The 24839-nt window shown below is 47.9% G+C and carries 22 protein-coding genes; 16 read left to right on the plus strand and 6 right to left on the minus strand.

Annotated features, from left to right (window positions below):
- The first annotated feature begins 31 nt into the window (after positions 1-31).
- The 5 genes from nth (at position 32) to Tanf_RS03790 (ending at position 6645) form a co-directional block, all read left to right on the plus strand.
- Positions 32-685, plus strand: coding sequence for an endonuclease III (gene nth, locus Tanf_RS03760; protein WP_046824955.1), 654 nt, complete (start codon positions 32-34; stop codon positions 683-685).
- A gap of 109 nt (positions 686-794) precedes the next feature.
- Positions 795-3623 (plus strand): M16 family metallopeptidase, encoded by a 2829-nt coding sequence (locus Tanf_RS03765; protein WP_046824956.1) that lies wholly within the window; start codon positions 795-797, stop codon positions 3621-3623.
- A gap of 601 nt (positions 3624-4224) precedes the next feature.
- Entirely contained in the window at positions 4225-5220 is a 996-nt protein-coding gene (locus tag Tanf_RS03780; RefSeq protein ID WP_046824957.1) for an STELLO glycosyltransferase family protein, read from the plus strand.
- Between the two features lie 131 nt (positions 5221-5351).
- Positions 5352-5510, plus strand: coding sequence for a Fic family protein (locus Tanf_RS16080; protein ID WP_327093334.1), 159 nt, complete (start codon positions 5352-5354; stop codon positions 5508-5510).
- Between the two features lie 133 nt (positions 5511-5643).
- Positions 5644-6645 (plus strand): hypothetical protein, encoded by a 1002-nt coding sequence (locus Tanf_RS03790; protein ID WP_140230693.1) that lies wholly within the window; start codon positions 5644-5646, stop codon positions 6643-6645.
- Positions 6646-6815: 170 nt separating this feature from the next.
- On the opposite strand, the gene Tanf_RS03795 is transcribed toward Tanf_RS03790, so the two are convergent.
- From Tanf_RS03795 to Tanf_RS03810, 5 genes are all read right to left on the minus strand, one after another.
- Positions 6816-8024 carry an ROK family transcriptional regulator gene (locus Tanf_RS03795; protein ID WP_046824959.1) on the minus strand — a complete coding sequence of 403 codons (1209 nt, stop codon included), beginning with the start codon at positions 8022-8024 and terminating at the stop codon, positions 6816-6818.
- Between the two features lie 242 nt (positions 8025-8266).
- The gene (locus tag Tanf_RS03800; RefSeq protein ID WP_041591212.1) at positions 8267-8620 is read right to left on the minus strand and encodes a MarR family transcriptional regulator; all 354 of its coding nucleotides are present in this window, start codon (positions 8618-8620) and stop codon (positions 8267-8269) included.
- 17 nt (positions 8621-8637) lie between these two features.
- Positions 8638-9096: a thioredoxin gene (gene trxA, locus Tanf_RS03805; RefSeq protein ID WP_014225089.1), complete on the minus strand. Its 459-nt coding sequence runs from the start codon at positions 9094-9096 to the stop codon at positions 8638-8640.
- 8 nt (positions 9097-9104) lie between these two features.
- On the minus strand, positions 9105-9305 hold the full coding sequence (locus tag Tanf_RS14140; protein WP_074451832.1) for a hypothetical protein: 201 nt from the start codon (positions 9303-9305) through the stop codon (positions 9105-9107).
- Positions 9306-9320: 15 nt separating this feature from the next.
- Positions 9321-11765, minus strand: coding sequence for an FAD-dependent oxidoreductase (locus Tanf_RS03810; protein WP_046824960.1), 2445 nt, complete (start codon positions 11763-11765; stop codon positions 9321-9323).
- Positions 11766-12136: 371 nt separating this feature from the next.
- Here Tanf_RS03810 and Tanf_RS03815 point away from each other — a divergent pair, with 371 nt between their 5' ends.
- The 11 genes from Tanf_RS03815 (at position 12137) to folK (ending at position 22893) form a co-directional block, all read left to right on the plus strand.
- A complete protein-coding gene (locus Tanf_RS03815) occupies positions 12137-12889 on the plus strand; it encodes a hypothetical protein (RefSeq protein WP_046824961.1) in 753 nt (250 codons plus the stop codon).
- Entirely contained in the window at positions 12886-14634 is a 1749-nt protein-coding gene (locus Tanf_RS13765; protein WP_052448990.1) for a S8 family serine peptidase, read from the plus strand. The genes Tanf_RS03815 and Tanf_RS13765 overlap by 4 nt, the downstream gene beginning before the upstream one ends.
- A gap of 235 nt (positions 14635-14869) precedes the next feature.
- A complete protein-coding gene (locus Tanf_RS03825) occupies positions 14870-15406 on the plus strand; it encodes a shikimate kinase (protein WP_046824962.1) in 537 nt (178 codons plus the stop codon).
- A gap of 59 nt (positions 15407-15465) precedes the next feature.
- A complete protein-coding gene (locus tag Tanf_RS03830) occupies positions 15466-17325 on the plus strand; it encodes a 2-oxoacid:acceptor oxidoreductase subunit alpha (protein ID WP_014225096.1) in 1860 nt (619 codons plus the stop codon).
- Positions 17326-17329: 4 nt separating this feature from the next.
- Complete coding sequence (locus Tanf_RS03835) at positions 17330-18343, plus strand: 2-oxoacid:ferredoxin oxidoreductase subunit beta (RefSeq protein WP_014225097.1); 1014 nt, start codon at positions 17330-17332, stop codon at positions 18341-18343.
- Positions 18344-18655: 312 nt separating this feature from the next.
- Positions 18656-19534, plus strand: coding sequence for a cell division protein FtsX (locus Tanf_RS03840; protein ID WP_046824963.1), 879 nt, complete (start codon positions 18656-18658; stop codon positions 19532-19534).
- 24 nt (positions 19535-19558) lie between these two features.
- Positions 19559-19813, plus strand: coding sequence for a DUF3098 domain-containing protein (locus Tanf_RS03845; RefSeq protein WP_014225099.1), 255 nt, complete (start codon positions 19559-19561; stop codon positions 19811-19813).
- Positions 19810-20622, plus strand: a complete 813-nt coding sequence (locus Tanf_RS03850; RefSeq protein WP_046824964.1) for an undecaprenyl-diphosphate phosphatase — start codon at positions 19810-19812, stop codon at positions 20620-20622. The genes Tanf_RS03845 and Tanf_RS03850 overlap by 4 nt, the downstream gene beginning before the upstream one ends.
- Before the next feature lie 11 nt (positions 20623-20633).
- Entirely contained in the window at positions 20634-21353 is a 720-nt protein-coding gene (truB, locus tag Tanf_RS03855) for a tRNA pseudouridine(55) synthase TruB (protein ID WP_014225101.1), read from the plus strand.
- A 14-nt stretch (positions 21354-21367) separates the two neighbouring features.
- On the plus strand, positions 21368-22417 hold the full coding sequence (queA, locus tag Tanf_RS03860; RefSeq protein WP_046824965.1) for a tRNA preQ1(34) S-adenosylmethionine ribosyltransferase-isomerase QueA: 1050 nt from the start codon (positions 21368-21370) through the stop codon (positions 22415-22417).
- A complete protein-coding gene (folK, locus tag Tanf_RS03865; RefSeq protein ID WP_046824966.1) occupies positions 22414-22893 on the plus strand; it encodes a 2-amino-4-hydroxy-6-hydroxymethyldihydropteridine diphosphokinase in 480 nt (159 codons plus the stop codon). The genes queA and folK overlap by 4 nt, the downstream gene beginning before the upstream one ends.
- A 22-nt stretch (positions 22894-22915) precedes the next feature.
- Here folK and Tanf_RS03870 read toward each other — a convergent pair whose 3' ends face one another.
- The gene (locus tag Tanf_RS03870; RefSeq protein ID WP_014225104.1) at positions 22916-24529 is read right to left on the minus strand and encodes a DUF4139 domain-containing protein; all 1614 of its coding nucleotides are present in this window, start codon (positions 24527-24529) and stop codon (positions 22916-22918) included.
- Between the last annotated feature and the right edge of the window lie 310 nt (positions 24530-24839).

The raw sequence follows: 24839 nt of genomic DNA on the forward strand, positions 1-24839 counted from the left end.
ATGGATACATGATCGCTTATTTTTCGTAACGATGAGAAAAGAAGAACGATACAAGGGGGTCATCGGATGGTTCGAGGAGCATATGCCCGTTGCCGAGACGGAGTTGAAATATACCGACCCGTTTCAGTTACTGGTCGCTGTGATTCTCTCGGCACAGTGTACCGACAAGCGGGTGAACATGATTACCCCCGCCCTGTTCGAAGCTTTTCCTACGGCCGAAACGATGGCCGCCGCCTCTCCCGAAGAAATCTTCGAATACATCAAAAGCGTTTCTTATCCGAACAATAAGTCGAAGCATCTTGCCGGTATGGCACAGATGCTGGTTTCCGATTTCGGCGGCAAGGTGCCTTCCGATACGGACGAGCTGCAAAAGTTACCGGGCGTCGGTCGTAAAACAGCCAATGTTATCGCCTCAGTACTCTTCGATCAGCCACGCATGGCCGTCGATACTCATGTGTTTCGTGTGGCTAATCGCATTGGGTTGACTTCTATGAGCAAAACCCCGTTAAACACCGAAAGGGAGCTCGTTCAACATATTCCCGAGCATCTGATTGCCAAAGCGCATCACTGGCTCATCCTCCACGGGCGTTACACTTGCATCGCCCGCCGCCCTCAATGCGAACGCTGCGGACTGACACCCTGGTGCAGGACATACGCGCAAACAAAAACCGTAACCGGTAATTAACCTAATATTAACGTTGAGATTGCGTAAGATAACATTCCGTTAACATGAACATTCACCCTCCATTTATACCTTTGCCGAAGTTTTTTTTAACAGATAAAATTCAGAACAGATGAAAGCACATTTCAAACACATGATGCTCCTGCTTGCTTTCTTTGCAAGCACGACTACACTCAGGGCTCAGCAGATGCCCCCGATCCCCGTGGACAAAGAAGTACGTGTCGGTCGGTTGGAAAACGGACTGACGTATTACATCCGCGCCAACAAACGCCCCGAAAACCGGGCTAATTTCTACATCGTACAACGCGTAGGCTCCATTCTGGAAGAAGAAAATCAGCGCGGTTTGGCACATTTCCTCGAACACATGGCCTTTAACGGTTCCAAGAACTTCCCCGCAGGCGATGACGGCAAAAACATGATCTCGTATCTCGAAACCATCGGCGTAAAATTCGGGGCTAACTTGAACGCCTATACGAGCATGGACGAAACGGTTTATAACATCAACGATGTCCCGACAACCACAGCAGGAGCCGTAGACTCATGCCTGCTGATCCTGTATGACTGGTCGAATACCCTGCTGCTACGCGAGAAGGAAATCGATAAAGAACGTAAGGTGATTCACGAAGAATGGCGTACGCGCCGTAACGCTTCACAGCGTATGATTGACTCCATCGCTCCGGCCATCTTCAAGGACAGTAAGTATGCCCATCGCATGCCGATCGGGCTTATGAGCGTGGTCGATCACTTCGAACCGCAGGCACTGCACGACTATTACCATAAATGGTATCGCCCCGACTTACAAGGAATCATTGTCGTGGGAGACATCGATGCGGAGGAGATCGAGCAAAAAGTAAAAAACCTCTTCGGCAGCATTCCCAAACCGGAAAATCCGGCCGAACGGGTCTATGAACAAATACCGGACAACGATGAACCGATTGTTGCCATAGCCACCGACAAGGAGCTTCCGAACAACAACGTGATGATCGCTTTTAAAAGAAAGATTATACCTGCCGACCGAAAAACGACGATGGATTATCTCGTATTCCGATTTGCCACGCAAATGATCAGCCGAATGTTGAGCGACCGTCTTCAGGAAATGTTGCAGCAGGAAAATCCGCCGTTCGCCTTTGCGACGGTCATGGACGGTTCTTTTTACGGCGTACATGCCAATGATGCCCTGCAATTGATCGGTGTAGCCCGCCCCAAAGAAGCGGAGATCACCATTGCAACACTACTGCGCGAAACGAAACGCGCCCATGATTTTGGCTTTACCGAAGGCGAGTACGAACGTGCCAAAGCGAACTATCTGAGCGGAATGGAAAAATTGTACAACGAACGGGAAAAACAACTCAACGGCTTTTATGTGCAGAAATACATACAGCATTTCCTCAAAAACGAACCGATCCCTTCTATCGAAGACGAATACAACACCATGAGTCGGATGATCGTACCCAACATCCCGGTGGAAGCAATCAATCAAATCATGCAGCAGATCATCACCGATAAAAACAGAGTGGTCGTTCTGATGGGCAACGAAAATGAAAGAGCGACTTATCCGTCTCTCGACCGGATACGCGAAATCATACAAGAAGTAGACCGCGAAAAGTTGGAAGCCTATACCGACAACACCGTGCAAGAACCGCTCTTGGCACAACTCCTCCCCAAAGGCAGTATCACGAACGAAACGACGGATGCTGAACGGGGCGTAACGGTATGGACACTCTCGAACGGAGCAAAAGTAGCGGTCAGAGAAACCGATTTCAAACAAGACGAAATTCTGATGTCGGGCTTTGCCTTTGGAGGAACGTCTGTCATCGGGAACGAACATCTCGCCGAAATCAAACTGATGGATGATGTCGTTCCGGAAGGAGGGTTGGGCAATTTCAGCGCTACCAATCTTAAAAAAGCCTTGTCAGGCAAACATGCCGGCGTAAGCACTAATGTCGATCAATACAACCAGAATGTCAATGGCACAAGCAATGTTAAAGACTTGGAAACAATGATGCAGTTGCTCTATCTGAGATTTACGGCTATCCGTAAAGACGAAACGGCATATAAATCGATTGTTGGACGCCTGAAAGGGCTCTTGCCGATGTTAACGAGTAACCCCGATTTCGTTTTCGGCGACTCGCTGACAAGTACGATCTATATGAACGATCCGCGCATGTCTATCCCAACCGTCGAAGAAATTGAGAGTTGCAACTACGACAATCTGCTCGAACTGTATCGCGCCCGGTTTGCCAATGCAGCTGACTATACGTTCTCTTTCGTGGGGAATGTCTCTCCGGCTCAGCTCAAACCGCTGGTAGAGCAATATATCGCCTCACTGCCGGGTACCACCGCCACCGCCATGTACGATAAAAACCGTACCCCCGAACGCAAAGGCATATACAATAACCATTTTATGCGCAAGCTCGAAACCCCCAAAGCCACAACAGCCATCGTATATTCGGGCGATATGGTATACAGTCCCGAAAATATCATCTGTCTGAGCGCTCTGTCGCAACTCTTCCAGATGGAGTTCACAGATAAGATTCGCGAAGAAAAGGGTGGAACATACGGCGTGCGCGTACAAAGCGATGCCCGAAAGATTCCTTCCGAAGGCTTCTCTCTCCAGTTCAGATTCGACACCGATCCTGCCCGACGCACGGAACTCGTCAATGCCATCAACGATGTAACCCAACGATTACGGACGGAAGGCCCCGATGCCCAAATGTTGCAGAAGGTCAAAGAATATATGCTGAAACAGCATGCCGACAACCTGAAAGAAAACAGGTATGCCCTCCGAAACTTGCAAGAGTATCTGATTCACGGCATTGACCGCGAGAAAAACTACGTCAAACACGTAAACAATCTGTCAATCGCATCGCTGCAACAGTTCACCGACGAACTGCTGAAACAGAATAACCGCATCGAAGTATCGATGAGCAGCCAAGAATAATTTTCCGTAACAAGGAAAGCCCCGAAAGGCCGTCCCGCTTCCGTACGAACGAGACGGCCTTTCCCATGTAGCCGATGCGAGAGCTACTCCCTTCCAATCGAAAGCAGCCTATTATTCCCATTTATTCCCATTCGTCAATTCCGGATACAAAGATATGGACATATTTTTTCATGCTGAAAGAATCGATTTCGTATTATTTTCTACCTTTGCACCGTATCATTGCAGTTTTTGCCAATGCAACAAATAAAAAAATGAACATTGAAAAAAAGACGTTATTTTCCATACGTAACTGGATCCTCCGGACAAACAAGCCTGTATGGGGTTATTCGTCTGTAAAAGGTTTAACCTGTGTTTTTTAGAGAATCATCCGGATTACGTTTTTATGCCGTGAAGTTATTTATATAAATTCGAATATGTTATTTAGTTATGCCGTCATCATCCCTATGGCCAACGAAGAAAACGATTTTGAATCATTCGTTTCGATTTTAAAGGATGAATTAGATCGTATAGGTTCCGGATCGGTTTATTTTATCGTAGATAAAGTATTGTTTTATTATTTTTTCAAACGTTTAAAATTCCAATCCATTGATATAAAAGAGCAATGAAAAATACTACTTTAATCATTACGTCTATTGCTTCGGATAAACATCCGGTGCTCAGTCGCTTTGCTCAAGAGGCAGCCTTACATTCGGTTCGCTTTATGGTCATCGGGGATAAAAAAAGTCCTACCTTTCATCTTGACGGGTGTGATTTCTTTTCCATTGAGAGACAATGTGTGATGCCTTACACGTTGGCTCGATTGTTGCCGTTTGGTCACTACGCACGCAAAAATCTTGGCTATCTTGAAGCGGCACGGCACGGTGCAGAAATTATTATCGAAACGGATGATGACAACTATCCGGAAACCTGCTTTTGGAGAGAACGAAATAAAATGGTCACTGCGCATTGTCTGAAAGAAAAAGGTTGGGTAAATATGTATGGATATTACACCCGCAGCATTGTATGGCCTCGTGGCTTTGCACTTGAACATATTCAAAGCGAGCTTCCGGAATTGGAACCGTTGCAAAAAATATTGGCTCCCATCCAGCAAGGTTTGGCAGATTTAAATCCCGATGTCGATGCTATTTACCGCTTAACACAGCCCTTGCCGGTATGTTTTCAAAAAGAACCCAAACGTATTGCATTAGGACATGGAAGTATCTGCCCGTTCAACAGCCAAAATACGACATGGTTCCGCGAAGCCTTCCCTCTCATGTATCTGCCTTCGTATTGCAGCTTCCGGATGACTGATATTTGGCGTTCATTCGTGGCACAGCGAATTGCATGGACGTGCGGTTGGAATATTTTGTTTCATGAAGCAACAGTTTGGCAAGAACGAAACGAACATGCCATCATCAAAGATTTTAAAGATGAAATTTCAGGATATTGCAATAACCGTGAGATTATGGATAGACTTATGCAATTGGACCTGAAAGAAGGAGTAGAGGCTATACCCGAAAATCTGATACGTTGTTATCGTGCATTCGTTGAAATGTCATTAATAGAAGAAAAGGAACTGACTCTTCTTGATGCATGGATTACAGACATAAACAGTTAATTCTATTATGAACAGACGAGATTGTTGAAATATAGATGATCCTTCTTGGCTAAATGAAGAGTGGCAGTAAGTTGGATGCGATCTTCAGAAACTTGATGATAGGCGAACACAATGAATTGAAGAATCGATATATGGTTGTGAATCCCCCGTCAGAAAACTATCTGAATCCTGCCATGAAAGAAGGTCTTGTTACGATGCTCTACCCTAACAGTCCGAGACCCCCTCGTCAGAAATATCTACTGACAGTAAAAGGATTAGCTGTTTGTAATTCAAAGCAGACGGTAAGGTGATAGTAAGAGATGGAGAATAAAAGGGATCGTTTGGGGGCTGATTGCAAACCTGTGTGATCTTTCGATGGGCGAGGTGGAAGAAGGTGTTGGGATTTGAGATCCTTCTTATTAAAATTGCATTAATAATTGATATATGATGGATTTAAAAGGTGTATTTACGGATAGACATTATCAGGACTGGCCAAGCTGGCATATTGTATATGAATGGGAAGATGAATTGTCTCATGCGCTACATTTACCGTTAAAAAACAGTCCGGAAGGAAGCAAACATGTTTTGTATAACATGTTTAAACATATTGATCATAAGGTGTTTAATGGTGGAGTTGGCCGTATGATCGCAGATTGGGGCCATAGAAACAAGGGCTGTTGTCTCTATTTTGAAATGTGTGCCAAACGATATAAAAGCTTTTCCAACAGCCGGAGAACGATTCCGGTGATTATCGATTTTTGGGATAAAGAGGGTATAGAGCGTTTTAAAAAATTATATGCAGACTGTCCGTATCTTCTGGTTACAAGTCTGGAAGTGCTCAATTTCTTAAAAACAAATCAGGTAAGAAACAACTTGATCCATTTTCCAATGACTTTACCTTCTATGTACAGATTAAATCCGGCACAATCGTTCGATAAAAAGATCGATATCATATTGGCCGGCAGGAAGAATCCTGTTCTTTGGAATTTTCTCAAACAATATGAGGCTGCACACCCGGACATTGAATATCTTCATCAGATACGGAAAGATGGGGAGTTATATTATGAGAGTAATAAAAAAGGCATTGTCGGGAAGTTTCACACACGTCGGGAATACATGAATCTGTTGAAAACGGCGAAAGTCGCATTTTATGCAACTCCCGGTATGGATGGAGGGGAGCGACGTACAGGAGGTTTTAATCCTGTTACCCCGAGACTCTTCGAATTACTTTCCGGCGGTTGCCACATTATTGCACGGTATCCGAAAACAGTAGAAACGGACTATTATCGGTTAGATGAGATCTGCCCTTCAATCACGACTTACCCTGCTTTCGAAAGTCAATTGAGCAATGCCTTAAAATCCTCTCCGCCCACAGAAGCGAATGCTGCGTATTTAAAAGATTTTTATACGTCGATCAATGTTGAACTTTTAAAAAAGATGATGTAAGGCAGGATGTTACGAATACTGAAGAGATACAAAATCTACCGTATCCATCGGTTTTTTCTTTCCAGTTCGTCTGACAGTTACTGTGGGGGTAAATGCTCTTTCTTTCTTCTTCGGACCTCTCCGTAGAAAATAGCCTTTATCCTTTGAATTACAAGTTTAAAACCAGCCCTTTAAATCAACCCCAGCATTTTGCTGCGCGAGAGGAGGCAGGCGCCGATCACGCCGGCGCGTTCCTGAAGACGGGAGAGCTTGATCTCCGTGTCCTGACTGACAAGATTCAGGGAGTATTTTTTGATGGCGCTTCGGATGGGCAGGCGGATATAGTCGCCCGTTGCGGCAAGCGCACCGCCGAGCACAACAAGCTCGGGGTTGAAAATATTGATCAGTCCGGCGATGCTTTTTCCAAGGTTCAAGGCGATCTGTTCGAGGATGTCGATACATAGGACATCTTCTTTCTGAATGGCCTCGATAAGATCGGCCAGTGAGATGGGTTCGCCGCTTTCGAGACGTGGTGCCAGAATGGAACTGCTTCCCTGTTTATGCCGTTCTACAAGATGTCGGTAGAGCGCTGCTCCCGAGGCCTCAGTTTCCAAGCATCCTTTTTTGCCGCAATGGTAGAGGATCTCGTTATCGAAGAGGCAGAAGTGCCCGAATTCGCCGGAGAATCCCGATTTTCCGTAATAGAGGCGACCGTCGACGATGATGCCGAGTCCCAGCCCCCACGTCAGGTTCAGGAAGAGGACGTTCTTTTCTCCCTGTACGACTCCCTGCATGTATTCACCGTAGGTCATTGCCCGCGAGTCGTTCTCGACATAGGTTTTGATGCCGAGTCTTTCTTCGAAAAGTTCGGCGAGCGGCTTTTCTTCGAAATAGAAGATGCTGTAACTGTAGCCCGACATGGGGTTGACCCGTCCCGATATGTTTACGCCGATGGCCAGAATTTTGGAACGGGGGACGGGCAGCACATGGATGAACCGGAGGATGATCTCGCACAGAACGTCTAATGCTTCGCGTGTATTTTCGAGTTTATAGGAGATGTTTTCGTTCATTCTGAGGCGCCCGCCTTTGAAGTCGACGGCTGCCAGATGCACGCGGTCGCGCATCACGTCGACCCCGATAAAGTAACCCGAATCGGGATTCAGTCCGTAGATGTTCGGTTTGCGTCCGCCATTCGTGTCCTGCTTGCCGAAGTCCAGAATATAACCGTCTTCCTGCAGCTCGCCGATAAGCTTGGTGACCGTCGGTATGCTCAAATCGATCTCTTTGCACAGTTCGGCGATTGTCGTATCGCCATTGGCAATATAATGCTGAATGATTTTCTTCTTCAGCATCTCGGTTCGGTTGTTACTTTCGGCTGTAATTAAAAACTTCGTTCCCATAGATTTCGATTGTCGTGCAAAAGTAAATACTTTATTGCCGACGTACAATTTTTTTTTCGGATTATTCAGCCGAATTTTCGGCGGGACATCATTGGTCGCGGGGCTTTTCGGCTTCTTTCGTATGGGGCGTGTGCCGGTTCTCCTGTAAAAAAGGCCTTTACGCCGGTCCTCATCGTTGGAAACCGGTGCAAAGGCCTTGGAGTATAAGTGTGGATAAGATTGGCTGTTTTCCGTCCTCTTGTTTACGAAGCGATGATTTCGTTCAGGAACTCCGGAATCTCCACCTCTTCGCAACAGATCGATGCGATTTTCTCGCGTCCTTTTTCCGTCAGGGCAAAGTACATCTGTCGTTTGTCTGTCGTGCCAAGGATGCGGGTAATCAATCCTTTCTCCTCGACCGAGGTGATGACTTTCGACGTGTTCGATGGGGTCAGTCCCAATAACTCACCAAGTTCGCCTGACGACAAACGTTCCGATTGGTGAAGGGAGCAGAGAAGCATCCCTTCGTTCAGGCAAATCCCGTGGCGTTTCACGAACCGTTGTTCGAAAGCGATGATGCTTCGCTGCACGTCCCTGATTTTGCACAGCTTCTCCATGTTTCCCGACATCGCACTTACTTTTTCAGCAGGATTCTGTCGATGGCATTCTTCAGTTCGGCTTTTCCCATGGCGCCCATGCTCATCTGAGGCTGTTCGTTCATTGGCACGAACAGCAACGACGGGATGGAACGGATGCCGAAGGCTGCGGCCAGCTCTTGCTCTTTCTCCGTGTTGATCTTGTAAATTACGATGCTGTCGCCATATTCGGCCGCCAGTTCTTCGAGGATCGGGGCAATCATTTTGCACGGACCGCACCAGGATGCATAAAAATCGATCAAGGCCGGTTTGTCACCTAAGTATTTCCATTCCGACGGGTTCGTTTCATAGTTCGCTACTTTTGTTAAAAATTCCGCTTTTGTTAATTCTACTGTTTTCATTTTTTCTTCGTTTTTAGAATGATTATGTTTTGCTTCTTTGTTGCCGCAGGCGATCATCGCCACCGAGGCAAATAAAATTAAAAATAATTTATTCATTGGAGTGATTATTTAGATGGTTTGTTAAACATGCCGAGTAACAGGCCGCCTGTGATGGCTCCCCAAACGACACTGCCCATGGGAGATGCCGTGATGGGGCAAGTGCCATTTGCACAGCCGACAAATTTCCAATACAAGAATCCTCCCACACCTCCCAACAGGGTGCCGAGCAGGGTAAGTCCGTACTTTTTTAATAATCTTGTTTCCATTGTTGTAGTTGTATGTTATATGAATAAGTTGACGTTGGCGTTTTCCGCGCGTTCCATGTAAGTGGCTACTCCGCCTACGGTGACTTCGTCGAGCAGCTCTTCACGTTTCACGCCCATCACATCCATCGACATTTGGCAAGCGATGAACTCTACCCCGTGATCGATGGCTTGCTGACGCAACGTCTCGAGCGAGTCGATGCCTTTCCGCTTCATGATATGGCGCATCATCCTGTCGCCGATCCCGAACATGCTCATCTTGGAGAGATGGAGCTTCAGAGAACTGGATGGCAGCATCATCCCGAACATACGTCCGAAAAGCTCTTTTTTGACCTTGGGCTTCAATACTTTTTTGATGACATTCAGCCCCCAGAACGTAAAGAATATCGTTGTTTTATGTCCCGTGGCGGCGGCTCCTCCGGCCAGCACGAACGTGGCCAGTGCCTTATCCAGATCGTCGCTGAACATGATCAGGGTTTTCGACTTGCCCTCGCACGACGTCACCGTCCGGCAAGCCTGCGCTCCGCCTTTCTCGATGACAACCGTATATTTGCCTTTCTCGTCTGCGATCGATATCAGACGCTGCCCCGTTGTATTGCACCATGCCTGCGCATCACGGGCAAACCCCGGGTCGGTGGCCGTCATTTCAATGCGTTCGCCTTCGCCGATCGAGTCAATGGCCTGTTTAAGTTTCATCACCGGCCCCGGACATTGCAGCCCGCAGGCATCGATCCGGATGACCTTAACGTCATTCTCCGTCTGAGTCTCCATGTCGATATTAGCCTGTGAGGGAGCCGGTGCCGGTTGATCGGATAAGGGTGCGACGGCGGCGGAATACGTCTTGTATCCTCCCGATAGGTTTTTTACTCGCGTGAAGCCATGTGCCCGCAGGATTTGTTGCGCCAGATAACCGCGAAGCCCGACGGCGCAGAACGTATAAATCTCTTTGTCTTCAGGGAGTTCGTCGAGACGGTCGCGCAAATCGTCAAGTGGGATATTTACTGCACCTTCGATCGATCCGAACGCGTATTCTGTCGCTGTACGTACATCAAGCAGAAGCACTTTGTCACGGTCTGTCCGAACGATATCGCGCCATGAAACGACGGGCATCGTCCCGCTGACGATATTATTCGCCACGTAGCCTGCGATGGCTATCGGGTCTTTGGCCGACGAGAACGGTGGGGCGTACGTATGTTCTACTTTCATCAGATCGTAAATCGTACCGTCGTTTTTGATCAGCAACGCAATCTGATCGATGCGTTTATCCACCCCTTCATATCCTGCCGCCTGTGCACCGTAGAGCTTACCCGTTTCAGGGTGAAACGTGAGTTTGACGGTCAAAGGCAATGCGTCGGGGTAATAGCTTGCGTGGGAGACGGAATGCGTTGTGGATTCGGCATAAACCATCCCCAACTGTTTGAGGCGTTTGCCGGCCAAGCCCGTCGAAGCGACCGTCAGATCAAAGACTTTTGCGATCGACGAGGCAATCGCACCTTCGTATCTCGCAACATTCCCGAAGACCATGTTGTCCGCCACGATCCGTCCTTGCCGATTGGCCGGGTTGGCGAGAAAGTTCAGGTAAGGCTTACCGGTCAGAGGATGAGGATATTCGATCGCATCTCCGACAGCATAGATGTTTTTCACCGATGTTTCGAGGTATTCATCTACCCGTATGCCTCCTGTCTCGCCAAGAGCTATTCCGGCTTTCTTCGCTAATGTGGTACGAGGACGGACGCCGATGGAGAGTATCACCATATCGGTCAAAAGCGTTTGACCGCTCTTGAGAAAGACTTCGATCTTGTCGCCCTTACGTTCAAAGCCTTCGACGCTCTGCTCCAGGAAAAGCGATACTCCTTTTTGCAGCAGATGCTGATGAACATGTGAAGCAATCGAAAAGTCGACGGGTGCCATCACTTGGTTCCCCATCTCGACGACGGATACATGCGCCCCCGTTCGATGCAGGTTCTCAGCCATCTCCAGACCGATAAATCCGGCTCCGACAATCACTGCGTTTTCGATCTTGTGCGAAGTGATGTACGTTTTGATCCGGTCGGTATCTTCTACATCTCGAAGCGTGAAGATCCCTTTGCTGTCGATCCCTTTCAACGGCGGACGGATGGCCGACGCTCCCGGAGAAAGCAATAGTTTGTCATAGTTTTCCGTGTAGGAAGAGCCGTCTGCACGCCGTACGGTCACCGTCTGTCTTGACGGATCAATGGCCACGACTTCGTTTTCAACCCTTACGTCGATTTTAAACCGACGACCAAACGATTCGGGCTTTTGCACAAACAGTCTTTCACGTCCTGCAATCGCACCGCCAATGTAATAAGGTAATCCGCAGTTGGCATACGAGATGTATTTCCCTTTCTCAAGCAGTACGATCTCCGAAAACTCATCGATGCGTCGAATCCTTGCTGCTGCGGTTGCTCCTCCCGCAACTCCACCTATAATAAGGTATTTCATATTCTTTCTAGAATAAATTTTCTCCTATATGTTGTTTTATTATGTTCCAATGGAAATAATGGCGCAAAGATAAAACTATATTTCCGATAAAACAAATTTCCAACGGAAAATTATTCATTGATTAGATATTTGCTTCGAGATTGCTAAATAAATATAAAAAACACAAAATCCTAAGGGCTTTATAGAGGGTTCGTTTTTTATTTATACTTTTGAAACATTATTAATTTTAAATCAATAAAAAAATGGAAACGAACGTTAGAATGAGAACGGATAGTAGATATTATCAAGTTCAACGAAATTTGCGAATATGCAGTTGTTTTAAGGTTTTCTTTTTTAAATATTTTTGTTTGTTATTATCTTTAGTTGTGGGTATGTCTTGCAGGAAAGAAGACGGTCCGGACAAACAGGATGATGGCATCAGGATTGAAAATCTGGATACGAGGCTGCGGATAGCAGTGCCCGATAGTCTTGATCCGGATGTCGAGAATTTATGGCATGCCAATACCGGAAACATACTGGTATACTACCCACCGTTTAATATTTCCTATATGGGCAGGCCATATTCTTATAAGGGCAAAGCCTTCTTCGGCTATATGGATGAGCAGGGAGCGATTATCGAGTGCGAAGTGAAAAACCTGCCGGAATCCGTAAAGGACTGGAAAGCAGAGTTGGTGTATGATACCGGATTCGGTACGATTCGAGAAATCAATGTGCGGATGAACGGGGTTGTTCGGCTTGATACGGCCGGGCAGGCAATAAAACGAGGTATGCTGGAGTTGACTTCATTGGAACCGTCAGGGGGTAAATCCAAATCCGTATTGCAGCGGGGATTATATTTTCTCACATACCCGAGTCAGGACGAAAGGGTAAAGGTTGATTTTGTCAATGAAAGAGAGGTCGTATTTTTTTCAAAGGGGTACTATCATTATGAAATTCGTGAAGACAAACATACGATTGTACTGAAAGATACTTTTTCAGGAAAAGAATGGGAATATTTTTTCCATGTGATAAATGACTACGAATTTGAATTTGAGTATCCTTCGGGCAGTGTTTTAGAATATCCGAGGTTTCGGATTTTGACTTTCAAACATATAGATAAACTACACAAAAAAGTAAAGCTATGAAACGATTATATCTGTGTCTATTTGTTGCACTTCTTGCAACGAGTCTGTTTGCTCAATCGGATTTTTTCTATTCGAAAGATGGGAAAAAAGAAGTGTTTAAGATTCGAAAAGACCTCGTTGTCATTAAGACGAAATCGCAGGATTTGCAGGACCGGGCTATTCGGCAATTCAAGTTCGAATCGTTGGATAGGCTGTCCGACGGTTGGGTAAAAGCGAAGGTCGACCCGAATCGATTCCGGGATGAAGAACTTATGCGCTCCGATAGGGTAGAAGATGTCTATTATATGTTGGAATATAATAATGCTGCACAGCTGGCTTTATCCAACAGTATTTTCATCAAACCCCGCGAAGGAGAAACGATAGAAAACGTGATCCGGAAAAGCGGATTATCCGGTAAAATCAGAAAAAATGAACTGATTTTGCCGGCATCGGGAATATCTCTACTGACGTTAGACTGCAAGATGAAAGATATTCTATCCGTATGCCGTAAGGTATATGAAACGGGAACGGTCGATTTTGTCGAACCCAATTTTTATATGGAAGCGATGTTGGGCAATACGTACTGGCCTCAACAGTGGACATTCAAAAATACCGGACAGACTGGTGGAATCCCCGGAATCGATATCAATATCGAGCCTGCGTGGAGAATCACCAAAGGTAACGGTAATATCAAGATTGCCATTGTCGATCAAGGTGTTGATTTAACGCATCCCGATCTGGAAGCCAATCTGCTGAAGTATCTCGGATATGATGCTACCGGAGGTAATTCCAAAGGAAGCTATACGGGTAATGACGGTCACGGCACATGGTGTGCCGGAGTGGTAGGCGCAATCGATAATTCCATCGGAGTGGTAGGCGTTGCACCGAAATGCAAAATGATACCGATAAGAATATTCTCAGATAATTATGTAATAACGCCTGTTCAAATAGATATTAATGTGAGAGGGCTTAGACATGCTTACCAATCCGGTGCTGATGTTATCAACAATTCATGGGGACTTAATAGCTACAAAAGCCCTACTCATGATGCCGTTATTAGCGAATGTATTCTTCGGGGAAGAAGCGGAAAAGGATGCGTAGTTGTTTTTTGTTCTCATAATGATGGAAAACCTCGGGTACGCTACCTTGCCAATCTTCCGAATGTAATGGCTGTAGGTTCCGTGGATAATAAAGGGAGACGCGTAGGGAGTTCCAACTACGGTAAAGACCTGGATGTGGTCGCTCCTGTTGGCCCAGACGGAAAAGAAGATGCGGCTATAAGAGTCTATACAACCGATTTACAAGGACCTAAAGGCACCAATACGGCGCCCGGTCCTGCAGGTGATTATCGCCATGGTTTTCGGGGTACTTCGGCTGCCTGTCCGCAGGTAGCGGGGATTGCCGCATTGATCTTGTCCGTTAATCCGCATCTGTACGAACATGAAGTCCGGAGTATTATCGAAATGACATGCCGTAAACTGGACCGTTATGAGTTTAAAGAGACGCCGAACCATCCCAACGGTTCCTGGAATAATGAGGTGGGGTACGGCTTGGTAGACGCCGAAGCCGCCGTCCAAGCGGCAAACTGTATCTATAATTTGGCGAATAACATATCGTCCAACCGATTTGCCCGGAGCTGCGGTTCCGGTTTTACATTGCAGAATGTAACGGTCTCTAATCGTGCAAAATTGACGGTCAAATCGCCTGAAACGTCCGTTAACGGAACATTTGAGGTGAATTCAGGTTGTTGCTTTGAGATAAGATAATAAAAGGAGATAACAGGAACTCGTGTTCGGAGAATTTTGAGGGTGTGTCAAAACGCTATGTTTGGGCACACCCTCTTTTAGATGTGTAAATTCCTCCGGACTTTATTTAGCCTGCTTGGTGCTGTTCGAACAGACTGTTGTGACCGGATTTAATACGGTTGCTCTGAAGATTATTTGCAGAGCAGGCTTCTTTTAAGATTTATTTTCTACCTTTGTCCCCGAAAAAGTCAGTAGCATGAGACGCATTTTCCTGATTGGCTACATGGGAGCCGGTAAGACGACGATGGGCAAAGAGCTTTCGAAGCAAAGCGGATTGTCATTTATTGATCTCGATCACTTTATGGAGGGGCGATATCGTAAAACGGTTCGACAGCTTTTTGAAGAGAAGGGAGAAGAGACGTTTCGGCAAATCGAGAAAAAGGCCTTGCATGAAGTGGCTGATTTTGAAAACGTGGTTATATCTACCGGAGGAGGGACTCCGTGTTTTTTTGACAACATGGCATACATGAATTCGATCGGGACGACGGTCTACTTAAAGGCTTCACCTCAAGGGCTGTCCGAGCGTCTTGAACATTGCAGACCGAATCGCCCTTTGTTGAAGGGACTTTCGGGAGAAGGCTTGATGAATTTCGTCGCAGAATCATTGGCGCAGCGTGTGCCTTTTTACGAGCAGGCACACATTACGTTCGATGTAGAAGTATTGGTCACCGAGCATCACGTCATAGCACAAGCATCGAAGCTTCAAGAAATGATCGACACACGCTATTCGTAAAATATATATCCATATAATTATACTTTATTCTGAAAATATTGAACAATATTTAAATTGTCATGACAGAACCAACCAAAGTAACGACACTGGATCATGTGGTGATCCGTTTTTCGGGAGATAGCGGTGACGGTATGCAACTTACCGGTACGATCTTCTCCAATCTGTCGGCCATCTTCGGGAACGATATCTCCACGTTCCCCGACTATCCGGCCGAAGTGCGTGCGCCGCAAGGCTCACTGAGCGGTATTTCCGGCTTTCAGGTACATCTGGGAACAAAGAAAGTGTACACTCCCGGTGATAAGGCCGATGTACTGGTGGCCATGAACCCTGCGGCGCTTAAGGTTAACGTGAAGAATCTCAGACCGGGTTCGATCGTAATCATCGATTCCGACTCGTTCACGACGAGAGACCTTGAGAAGGCGGAGTTTAAGACCGAAGACCCTATGGAGGAGCTTGGTCTGACGAATGTGCAGGTCGTTTCCGCACCGATCTCGACCATGGTACGTGACGGACTGGCCGAATTCGGGTTGGATAACAAATCGGCCTTGCGCTGCAAGAACATGTTTACGCTTGGGCTGGTTTGCTGGCTGTTTGATCGTCCGTTAGATCATGCAATGACCATGCTTCAGACCAAGTTTGCTAAAAAACCGGATATCGCCAAAGCCAATATCAAGGCTCTGACCGATGGATATAACTACGGAAACAACATTCATGCCTCCGTTTCGACTTACCGTATCGAAGGATCGAAGCAGAAGCCCGGCATTTATATGGATGTGAATGGAAATAATGCTACTTCGTACGGACTGATCGCTGCTGCCGAAAAAGCGAACCTTCGGTTGTTTCTCGGGAGCTATCCGATTACTCCCGCAACCGATATCTTACACGAACTGTCCAAGCACAAGAACCTTGGCGTCATCACCGTACAGGCCGAAGACGAGATCGCCGGCATTTGTACAGCGATCGGTGCCAGCTTTGCCGGCTGCTTGGGGGTGACATCGACCTCCGGTCCCGGACTGGCGCTCAAGAGCGAAGCCATCGGGTTAGCCATGATTGCCGAGTTACCGTTGGTGGTCATCGACGTGCAGCGCGGAGGCCCGTCGACCGGTATGCCTACCAAGAGCGAACAGGCCGACTTGATGCAGGCGCTTTACGGACGAAACGGAGAAAGCCCAGTCGTTGTACTGGCTGCCTCGACTCCTACCGACTGTTTCGATATGGCCTATTGGGCCGGTAAGTTGGCTGTGGAGCATATGACTCCGGTCATTCTGCTGACGGATGCGTTTATTGCGAACGGTTCTGCCGCCTGGCGTATCCCGGATTACCTGAACGATTATCCGGAAATCAGACCGAACTACGTGGAGAATTACAGGAATCCCGAGCCGTGGAAAGCCTACCGGCGCGATAAGAATACGCTTGTCCGCTATTGGGCAGTGCCCGGAACCGAAGGGTTTACGCATCGTATCGGCGGGTTGGAGAAAGATTACGATACCAGTTCTATCTCGACCGATCCCAGGAACCATCAGAAGATGGTGCAGACACGTCAGGGGAAAATCGACAAGATTGCAGATTATATTCCCGATGTCGAAGTGTTGGGCGATCAGGATGCCGACCTGCTGATCGTAGGCTGGGGCGGCACGTACGGTCATCTGCATGAGGCGATGGACATTCTGCGTCAGAACGGTCATAAGATCGGATTGGCTCATTTCCGTTTTATCAACCCGTTGCCTAAAAATACGGAGCAAATCCTGAAACATTATCCCAACGTGGTGGTCGCCGAACAGAATAACGGACAGTTTGCCGGCTATCTGCGGAGTAAGATCAAAGACTTCAATCCGCATAAGTTTAATCGTATCAAAGGACAACCCTTTGTTGTATCCCGTTTGGTTGAAGAATTCACGAAAATTATGGAGGGCAAATAAAATGATGAATACAGATTTGAAATATACTCCCAAAGATTATAAAAGCGATCAGTATGTGCGCTGGTGCCCCGGATGCGGCGATCATGCCACGTTAAACTGTCTGCACAAGGCCATGGCCGAAGTGGGGATACCGCCCCATCAGACGGCCGTGATCTCCGGTATCGGCTGCTCGTCGCGATTGCCGTATTATATGAATGCGTATGGCTTTCATACCATTCACGGCCGCGGCGCCGCCATTGCGACGGGGGTGAAAACGGCACGTCCCGATCTGAGTGTCTGGCTCGTCACCGGCGACGGAGACTGTCTGGCCATCGGAGGAAATCACTTCATCCATGCCATTCGACGTAATGTCGATCTGAATATTGTGTTGATGAACAATAAGATCTACGGGTTGACGAAGGGACAGTATTCTCCGACCTCCGATCGTGGATTCGTATCGAAAAGTTCGCCATACGGAACAGTGGAAGATCCGTTTATTCCCGCCGAGCTGACATTGGGTGCCCGCGGCCATTTCTTCGCCCGTGCGCTTGATGTGGACCTGTCGAACCTGACGGATACTCTTGCGGCATCCGCCCGCCATAAAGGAGCATCCGTTACGGAGGTGCTTGTCAATTGCGTCATCTTTAATCATGGGATCCATCGGCAGGTTTCGGACCGCGAGGTACGTGCCGAGAAGACGATTTTCCTGCGCCACGGCGAAAAGATGCTCTTCGGCAAAGACAATCAGAAGGGACTTGTGCTTGACGGCTTGAAGTTGAAGGCGGTGACACTTGGAGAAGACGGTTATACGATCGACGATATCCTTGTTCACGATGCGCACGAAAGAGATAACACGTTGCACATGATGCTTGCTATGATGAGAGACGAGATGCCTTTAGCACTCGGTATTATCCGCGATGTAGAAGCACCGGTGTACGATGAGTCCGTACATCGGCAGCTTGCCGATGTACAGGCTAAGAAGTCTCCCCGAACACTGCACGAGATGTTGATGACCGGCGAGACGTGGGAAGTCAAGTAAGTCGTTGTACTTAGATAAGACAGGAAAAAGTCGTCCCTTAAGACGAGGAGGCGACTTTTTTTAATGCCATACAGAGGGTCGGTAGGGAAGAGTAGGCGGAAGCATCAGGAGTTCTTCGGCCAATCGCCCACGATAAAGATGGGGCAGGCCATTATGTATGAGATGTCGAAAACTGCGAAAAGTTTAGGATGTTCGCGTTAAATAATACTAACATATTGTGTTGTTCCGCAAATAAATCGTTCTTTTGCACTAAAATTGGGTAGGTCATATCCTGATTACCTCCCAATGGTTGCAGAAATAACGTACAGGAGCATGACAGCAAGCAAGAAGAAAGCGCCGATTTCGTTTTTCAACTCCCGCCTGATTTCCGTCATAAGCATTGCACTCGCATTGTATATGATGGGTCTTTTCTTTATATTCGGGCTGATAAGTAAAGAATTGTCGGTTTATATGAAGGAGAACATTGCGTTTTCCATCCTCCTCAAAGAGGATATCAAAGAGGCTGATATCCGGCAAATGGAGAGGCAGTTGAATGCACAACCGTTCATCAAGAGCGCGAAATACATCTCGAAGGAGGAGGCGGCCCGGGAGATGGTCGCCGAATTGGGAGAAGACCCGCAGATGTTTCTTGGATTTAATCCCTTTCAGGCGTCGATGGAGGTAAAGTTAAAATCCGCCTATGCCAATCCGGACAGTTTGCAACAAATTGAAAAGAAGCTCACTTCATATACGAATGTGTCGGAATTGCTGTATCAGAAAGATATCATGCAGGTGGTGAACAACAACGTCCGGCGTATCGGCCTGGTATTGTTTATGCTGATAACGATTCTGGTTCTGATTTCGTTTGTATTGATTAGCAATACCATCCGGCTGTTGATTTATTCGAAGCGTTTCTTAGTGTACACCATGCGGCTCGTCGGAGCCACCCCGGCGTTTATCCGCCGGCCGTTTATCCGCTATAATATTGTCAGCGGACTGATTGCCGGCGTACTGGCAATAATGATGCTGATGGGTACGTTGTATTATCTGGAAGGTGAACTTGCCGGATTAGAGCAAATACTGCGCGGTGAAGGGTTACTTATTGTTTATGGTGCGGTGCTTGTGTTGGGGATCGTGCTGGCGGTATTGGCAGCCTGGTTTGCCGTAAACCGCTATATGTATATGGCTGTAGGAAAAATGTATTATATTTAAACAGAAGGATATATTAGAACAAACATGAAAGATTTTGCATTTGGGAAGAGCAATTTTATCTGGGTCGGAGTTTCCGTCTTCTTGATTATTGTTGGTTTCGCTCTGATGAGTGGAGGCGGGTCGAAAGACGGCATCTCTTTCAATCCTGAGATTTTCAGCAAACAGCGTATTGTTATTGCCCCGATCGTGACGATGGTCGGATTTATACTTATGGTTTTCGCTATTTTGAAAGGGGATAAGAAAACCGCGGAACATAAGGACGAAACCCTCGGCGAATGAGCTGGATCGAAGCGGTTATTCTCGGAATCATTCAGGGGCTGACGGAGTTTTTGCCGGTCAGCAGCAGTGGGCATCTGACCATTGCCGGCACACTGTTCGGGATGAAGAGCGGTGAAGAGATTCTCGCTTTCACCACGTTGCTTCATGTGGCTACGGTATGCAGCACCATCGTTGTGCTGTGGGGAGAGATCACAGACCTGTTCAAAGGTTTTTTTGCGTTTCGGCGCAACGAAGAGACGTTAACCGTTGCGAAGCTTTTACTCTCTGCCGTACCGGTCGGCATTATCGGACTGTTTTTTAAGGATCAGGTCGAGGCCGTATTCGGGCAGGGGCTGTTTATTGTAGGGTGTATGTTGCTACTTACCGCTGCCTTGCTGCTGGTATCGTATTTGACCAAGCCTGACGTGCGGAAAGATCGAATCTCGTTTCGCGATGCTCTGATCATCGGAGTGGCGCAGGCTTGCGCCGTTATGCCGGGCCTCTCGCGATCGGGTGCGACCATTGCAACGGGCATAATGCTCGGGAACAAGAAAGAGCGGGTAGCGAAGTTTTCGTTTTTGATGGTACTCATCCCGGTCTTGGGCGAAGCCCTGCTCGATGTGTTGAAGATGCTTAAGGGCGATGAGGTCTCGGCTTATGCGACCATGTCGCCGGTAGCGATGTTATGCGGTTTTGCGGCGGCTTTCGTTTCGGGGGCTGTTGCCTGCAAATGGATGATCGGCATCGTCAAGCGGGGTAAGCTGATCTATTTCGCTTATTATTGTATGGCTATCGGAACGCTGGCCATCATCTATTCATTCTTTAAATAAACGAGGCTGCGATGGATTTTCTTGCGGGTGAAATCGTATGTTTTGACAAGCCGTTGGACTGGACATCGTTCGATTTGGTGAACAAGTTCCGCTATCTGCTATCCCGCAGGCTGAAGGTTAAAAAGATCAAAGTAGGACATGCCGGGACGTTGGATCCCAAGGCGACGGGGGTTCTGATTGTCTGCACGGGGAAGGCGACGAAGCGTATCGACGAGTTCCAGTATCAGACGAAGGAATATGTGGCGACTTTACAACTGGGGGCGACTACTCCGTCTTTCGATCTGGAGAAGGAAATCGATTGTACTTATCCGACCGGACATATCACGCGCGAGTTGGTCGAGCAAACGTTGACTACATTCGTGGGCACGATCCGGCAGGTACCGCCTGTTTTTTCGGCCTGCAAGGTGGGGGGGAAGCGCGCTTACGAGCTGGCACGCAGAGGCGAGGAAGTCGCCTTAAAAGCAAAGACGCTTGTTATCGACGAGTTGGAATTGCTGGAATATGCGCTTCCGGTCATCAAGATACGGGTAGTTTGCAGCAAAGGAACGTATATCCGTGCGTTGGCACGCGACATCGGGATAGCTCTCCGTTCCGGAGCGCATCTGATCGCCTTGCAACGTACGCGTATCGGTGAGGTGACCCTCGACTGTTGCATCCGTCCCGAAGAGATGGAGACTTTTCTGGATCGTACGCTGGCAGAGTTGTCTCATCCGGTTGAATCATCGAATTAAAATAAAATAATCATATGAAACTCTCAAACTTCAAATTCAATTTGCCGCCGGAACTGATTGCGGCGTATCCGGCACCGCACCGCGACGAGTCTCGCCTGATGGTCTTGCATCGGAATACCGGCAAGATTGAGCATAAGGTCTTCAAAGACCTCCTCAAATATTTCGGCGCCGGCGACGTGTTCGTGATGAACAATACACGGGTGTTTCCGGCTCGTTTGTACGGCAATAAGGAAAAGACCGGTGCTAAAATCGAAGTCTTCCTGCTTCGAGAGCTGAATGAGAGCATGCGTTTGTGGGATGTGCTGGTTGATCCGGCGCGTAAGATTCGTATCGGCAACAAGCTCTACTTCGGGAAGAATGACTCGATGGTAGCGGAAGTAATTGACAATACCACTTCACGCGGACGGACGTTGCGTTTCCTCTACGACGGCACGCACGAAGAGTTTGTCAAAGCACTGTTTGCTTTGGGCGAAACGCCGCTGCCCAAATATATGAACCGACCGGCCGAGCCTGACGATGTAGAGCGTTATCAGACGATTTACGCTACGGAAGAGGGCGCCGTTGTCGCTCCGGCTGCAGGGCTGCACTTCAGCCGCGAGTTGATGAAACGGCTTGAGATCAAAGATTGCAACTTTGTTTATCTGACCGTACATTCCGGCTTGGGCATCTATCGCGAGATTGACGTCGAAGATTTGTCGAAACATAAGGTCGATTCCGAGCAGATGATTATTAATGGCGAAGTGGTGGAGGCCGTCAACAAGGCCAAAGGCAACGGTCGCAAGGTATGTGCCGTGGGTACCTCGGTGATGCGTGCCATTGAAACGGCGGTCGGGACAGACCGTAACCTGAAAGAGTATGACGGATGGACGAACAAGTTTATCTTCCTGCCATACGAGTTCAGCATTGCTAACGCAATGATTACGAACTTTCATATGCCGCTCTCTACGTTGCTGATGATGACAGCTTCGTTCGGAGGGTATGACTTGACGATGGAAGCCTACCGGATAGCGATCAAGGAGAAATACCGTTTTTGTGCTTACGGCGATGCCATGTTGATTTTATGACAACAGGCACACAGACAAACCATGTTTACTTGAGTTTAGGCTCCAATCAGGGGAATAAGCGAAGAAATATGATTACAGCATTGGCACTGTTGGCCGAAAGGGCGGGAGATATTCCTACCCTTTCGGCTTTTTATGAGACCGAACCGTGGGGGTTCGATTCGGACCATACGTTCCTTAATGCCGTGGCATACCTGCAAACGACACTTTCGCCTACAGACCTGCTGGTACTTACGCAGCAGATTGAATGCGAGTTGGGACGTACGGTCAAAAGCGAGAACCGCATTTATCATGACCGTCCGATCGATATCGATATCTTGCTGTACGACGATTTAGTGTGTGAGACGCCCGAGCTTACCGTTCCTCACCCGCTGATGCACCGTCGGCGGTTTGTGCTCGAGCCGCTGGCCGAGGTAGCGCCGGCACTCCGCCATCCGGTATTGCATCGCACGGTCGACGAGCTGCTTCACGCCCTGTGACACAGTCGCGACATGACCGTCGTTACAGATTCAGCTGCATCCCTTTCGGGTACTTCACGCTGTAACTGATCTGATAGCTTTTCGTCTCGCCCGGTTGAAACGTATCTTCCCACGTGAGCACTCCCGTATCCGCCTTGTTCGTTGTCGGCGGGGTTGTTTCTTTCAACAGTTCTACTTCGATATTTTTCTGTGTCGAGATCGGATACTGATCTTTGAGCGTCAGTTTGATTTCTTTCTTCTGGTTGTTTTTAACGGTGATTTTGAAGGTGAACACTTGCTTCACATCCGATCCGAAAAGGCGCGTACTGCTGAAATCCTGCATCTTTTCCCGTTTCACGGAGATGCGCTGATCCGTGCCGAGCGTCAGTGTCATGTTCTGCAGCGTACCGGAGCCATCGATATACGTTTCGCCCAGATACATATCGTCGTACGAGATCATCGCCTTGCCGCTTGGCAGATCCAGCTTCTCGCTTTCCGTCAGTTCGGCGGTGAGGTACGTGCGGGTATCTAATTTCGGCGCCGCATAGAAGCGGTAAGTGGCGTTGGCTTGCTGTACCCGCAGGTCGATATTCTGTTCTTTGCCATTACCGGGGATGGTGTAGGGCAGGTCGATGGCATACGTCGTGACCAGCGCATTTTCGTCCACCGTCAGATAGTCGTCTACCGTTGCTTCGGCTTTGGCTGCCGAGGGCTCTTCTGCCGCCATCTCCATGTTTGCTTTCTCGGCGTAGGTGTTTCGTGCGGACGGCTGGCTACGTAGCATCGGCATGGGAGACCATTCGCGCAGAAACCATGTGTTGAATAGTGGAGCGACTTGTTCCTTGCCGGGCGCTCCTGTCGAGAGAGTCAGCTTCACACGTTTCCAGTCGACGCCCGTCGTCTGGCGTACCCGTGCTTTCGAGACGATCTGTACCGGGTGCTCGATCGATTCCACATGCAGATGGTAATAAGGCGACCAGCCGGCCGCGAACGTGCAATAACTCACTGCCAGCCGGCTCTTCATGGCCGATGGCGCAGTGAGGCTCAGCTTCAGCGCACCTGTCTCGTGTCCGCCGGCCTTCAGCTCACCCGTGATACGTGCGATGTCCGCTTCGAGGTGTTTCTTTTCTTCTTCACGCCTGATCAGCAGTGTCTCGATCTCAATGTGCTTGTCCTTGAAATATTCCATGCTTTTCGACAGTTCGTCGAGCGTCATGCCCTTTTCCTGCGAAGCCATCTTCTGGGTCATGCCTTTCTCTAGTAGTTCCAGCATCTGCCGGTGCACACTCATCTCAATGTCGATCTGCTGCCCTTTCTTTTGATACATCACCAGTGAGTCGCGCAACTTCCGGAGCACCGGATCAGAAATATGCTCCGATACATGTGCTGGCACGAACTCGTATGCCGAGATAACAATTCCCGCTCCGGCACGTATGTTCAGACTGCCGGCATCGATCTGGGTGCTCAACCCTTCAATCCATACTTCATTCTCGCCTTGCGTTAAGGCTATTTCGGCCGAATGTTTCAGTTCGGCTCCATGGAAAAAGACCGTTACCTCGTCTAATTTTGATCGGACCGTCTTTCGTTCATTCGCTTGTGTTTCCATCATCATATTCATCATAAAAATCGCGGTTAAAATAATTCCTGCTGTTCTCATTTTTTACTTGTTTTTTTAGGTATTCTTAACGTTATGCAAAGTTACACGATAATTTTGAATTTCTTTGGATTATTGAATGAATTCTTGTTCTGTTGGATGGTTGGTTTGTTTATGAAGAACGAAAAGGCCTTCGGGTATTTTATTTGTTGTTGAGGTGTTTAGTCGTTGAATGCTGACGGCTGACTGAAACCTTGCGGTTTATTCCTTACCGCAAAGGAAAACGCAAAGAACCGCGTTTTGTCATTCCGAATGCAGAGAGGAATCCCACCGAGAAAGAAGGAGATTCATCGCTTCGCTCTGAATGACAAAA

It is taken from the genome of Tannerella forsythia, from assembly GCF_001006485.1.
GTDB classification, from domain to species: domain Bacteria; phylum Bacteroidota; class Bacteroidia; order Bacteroidales; family Tannerellaceae; genus Tannerella; species Tannerella forsythia.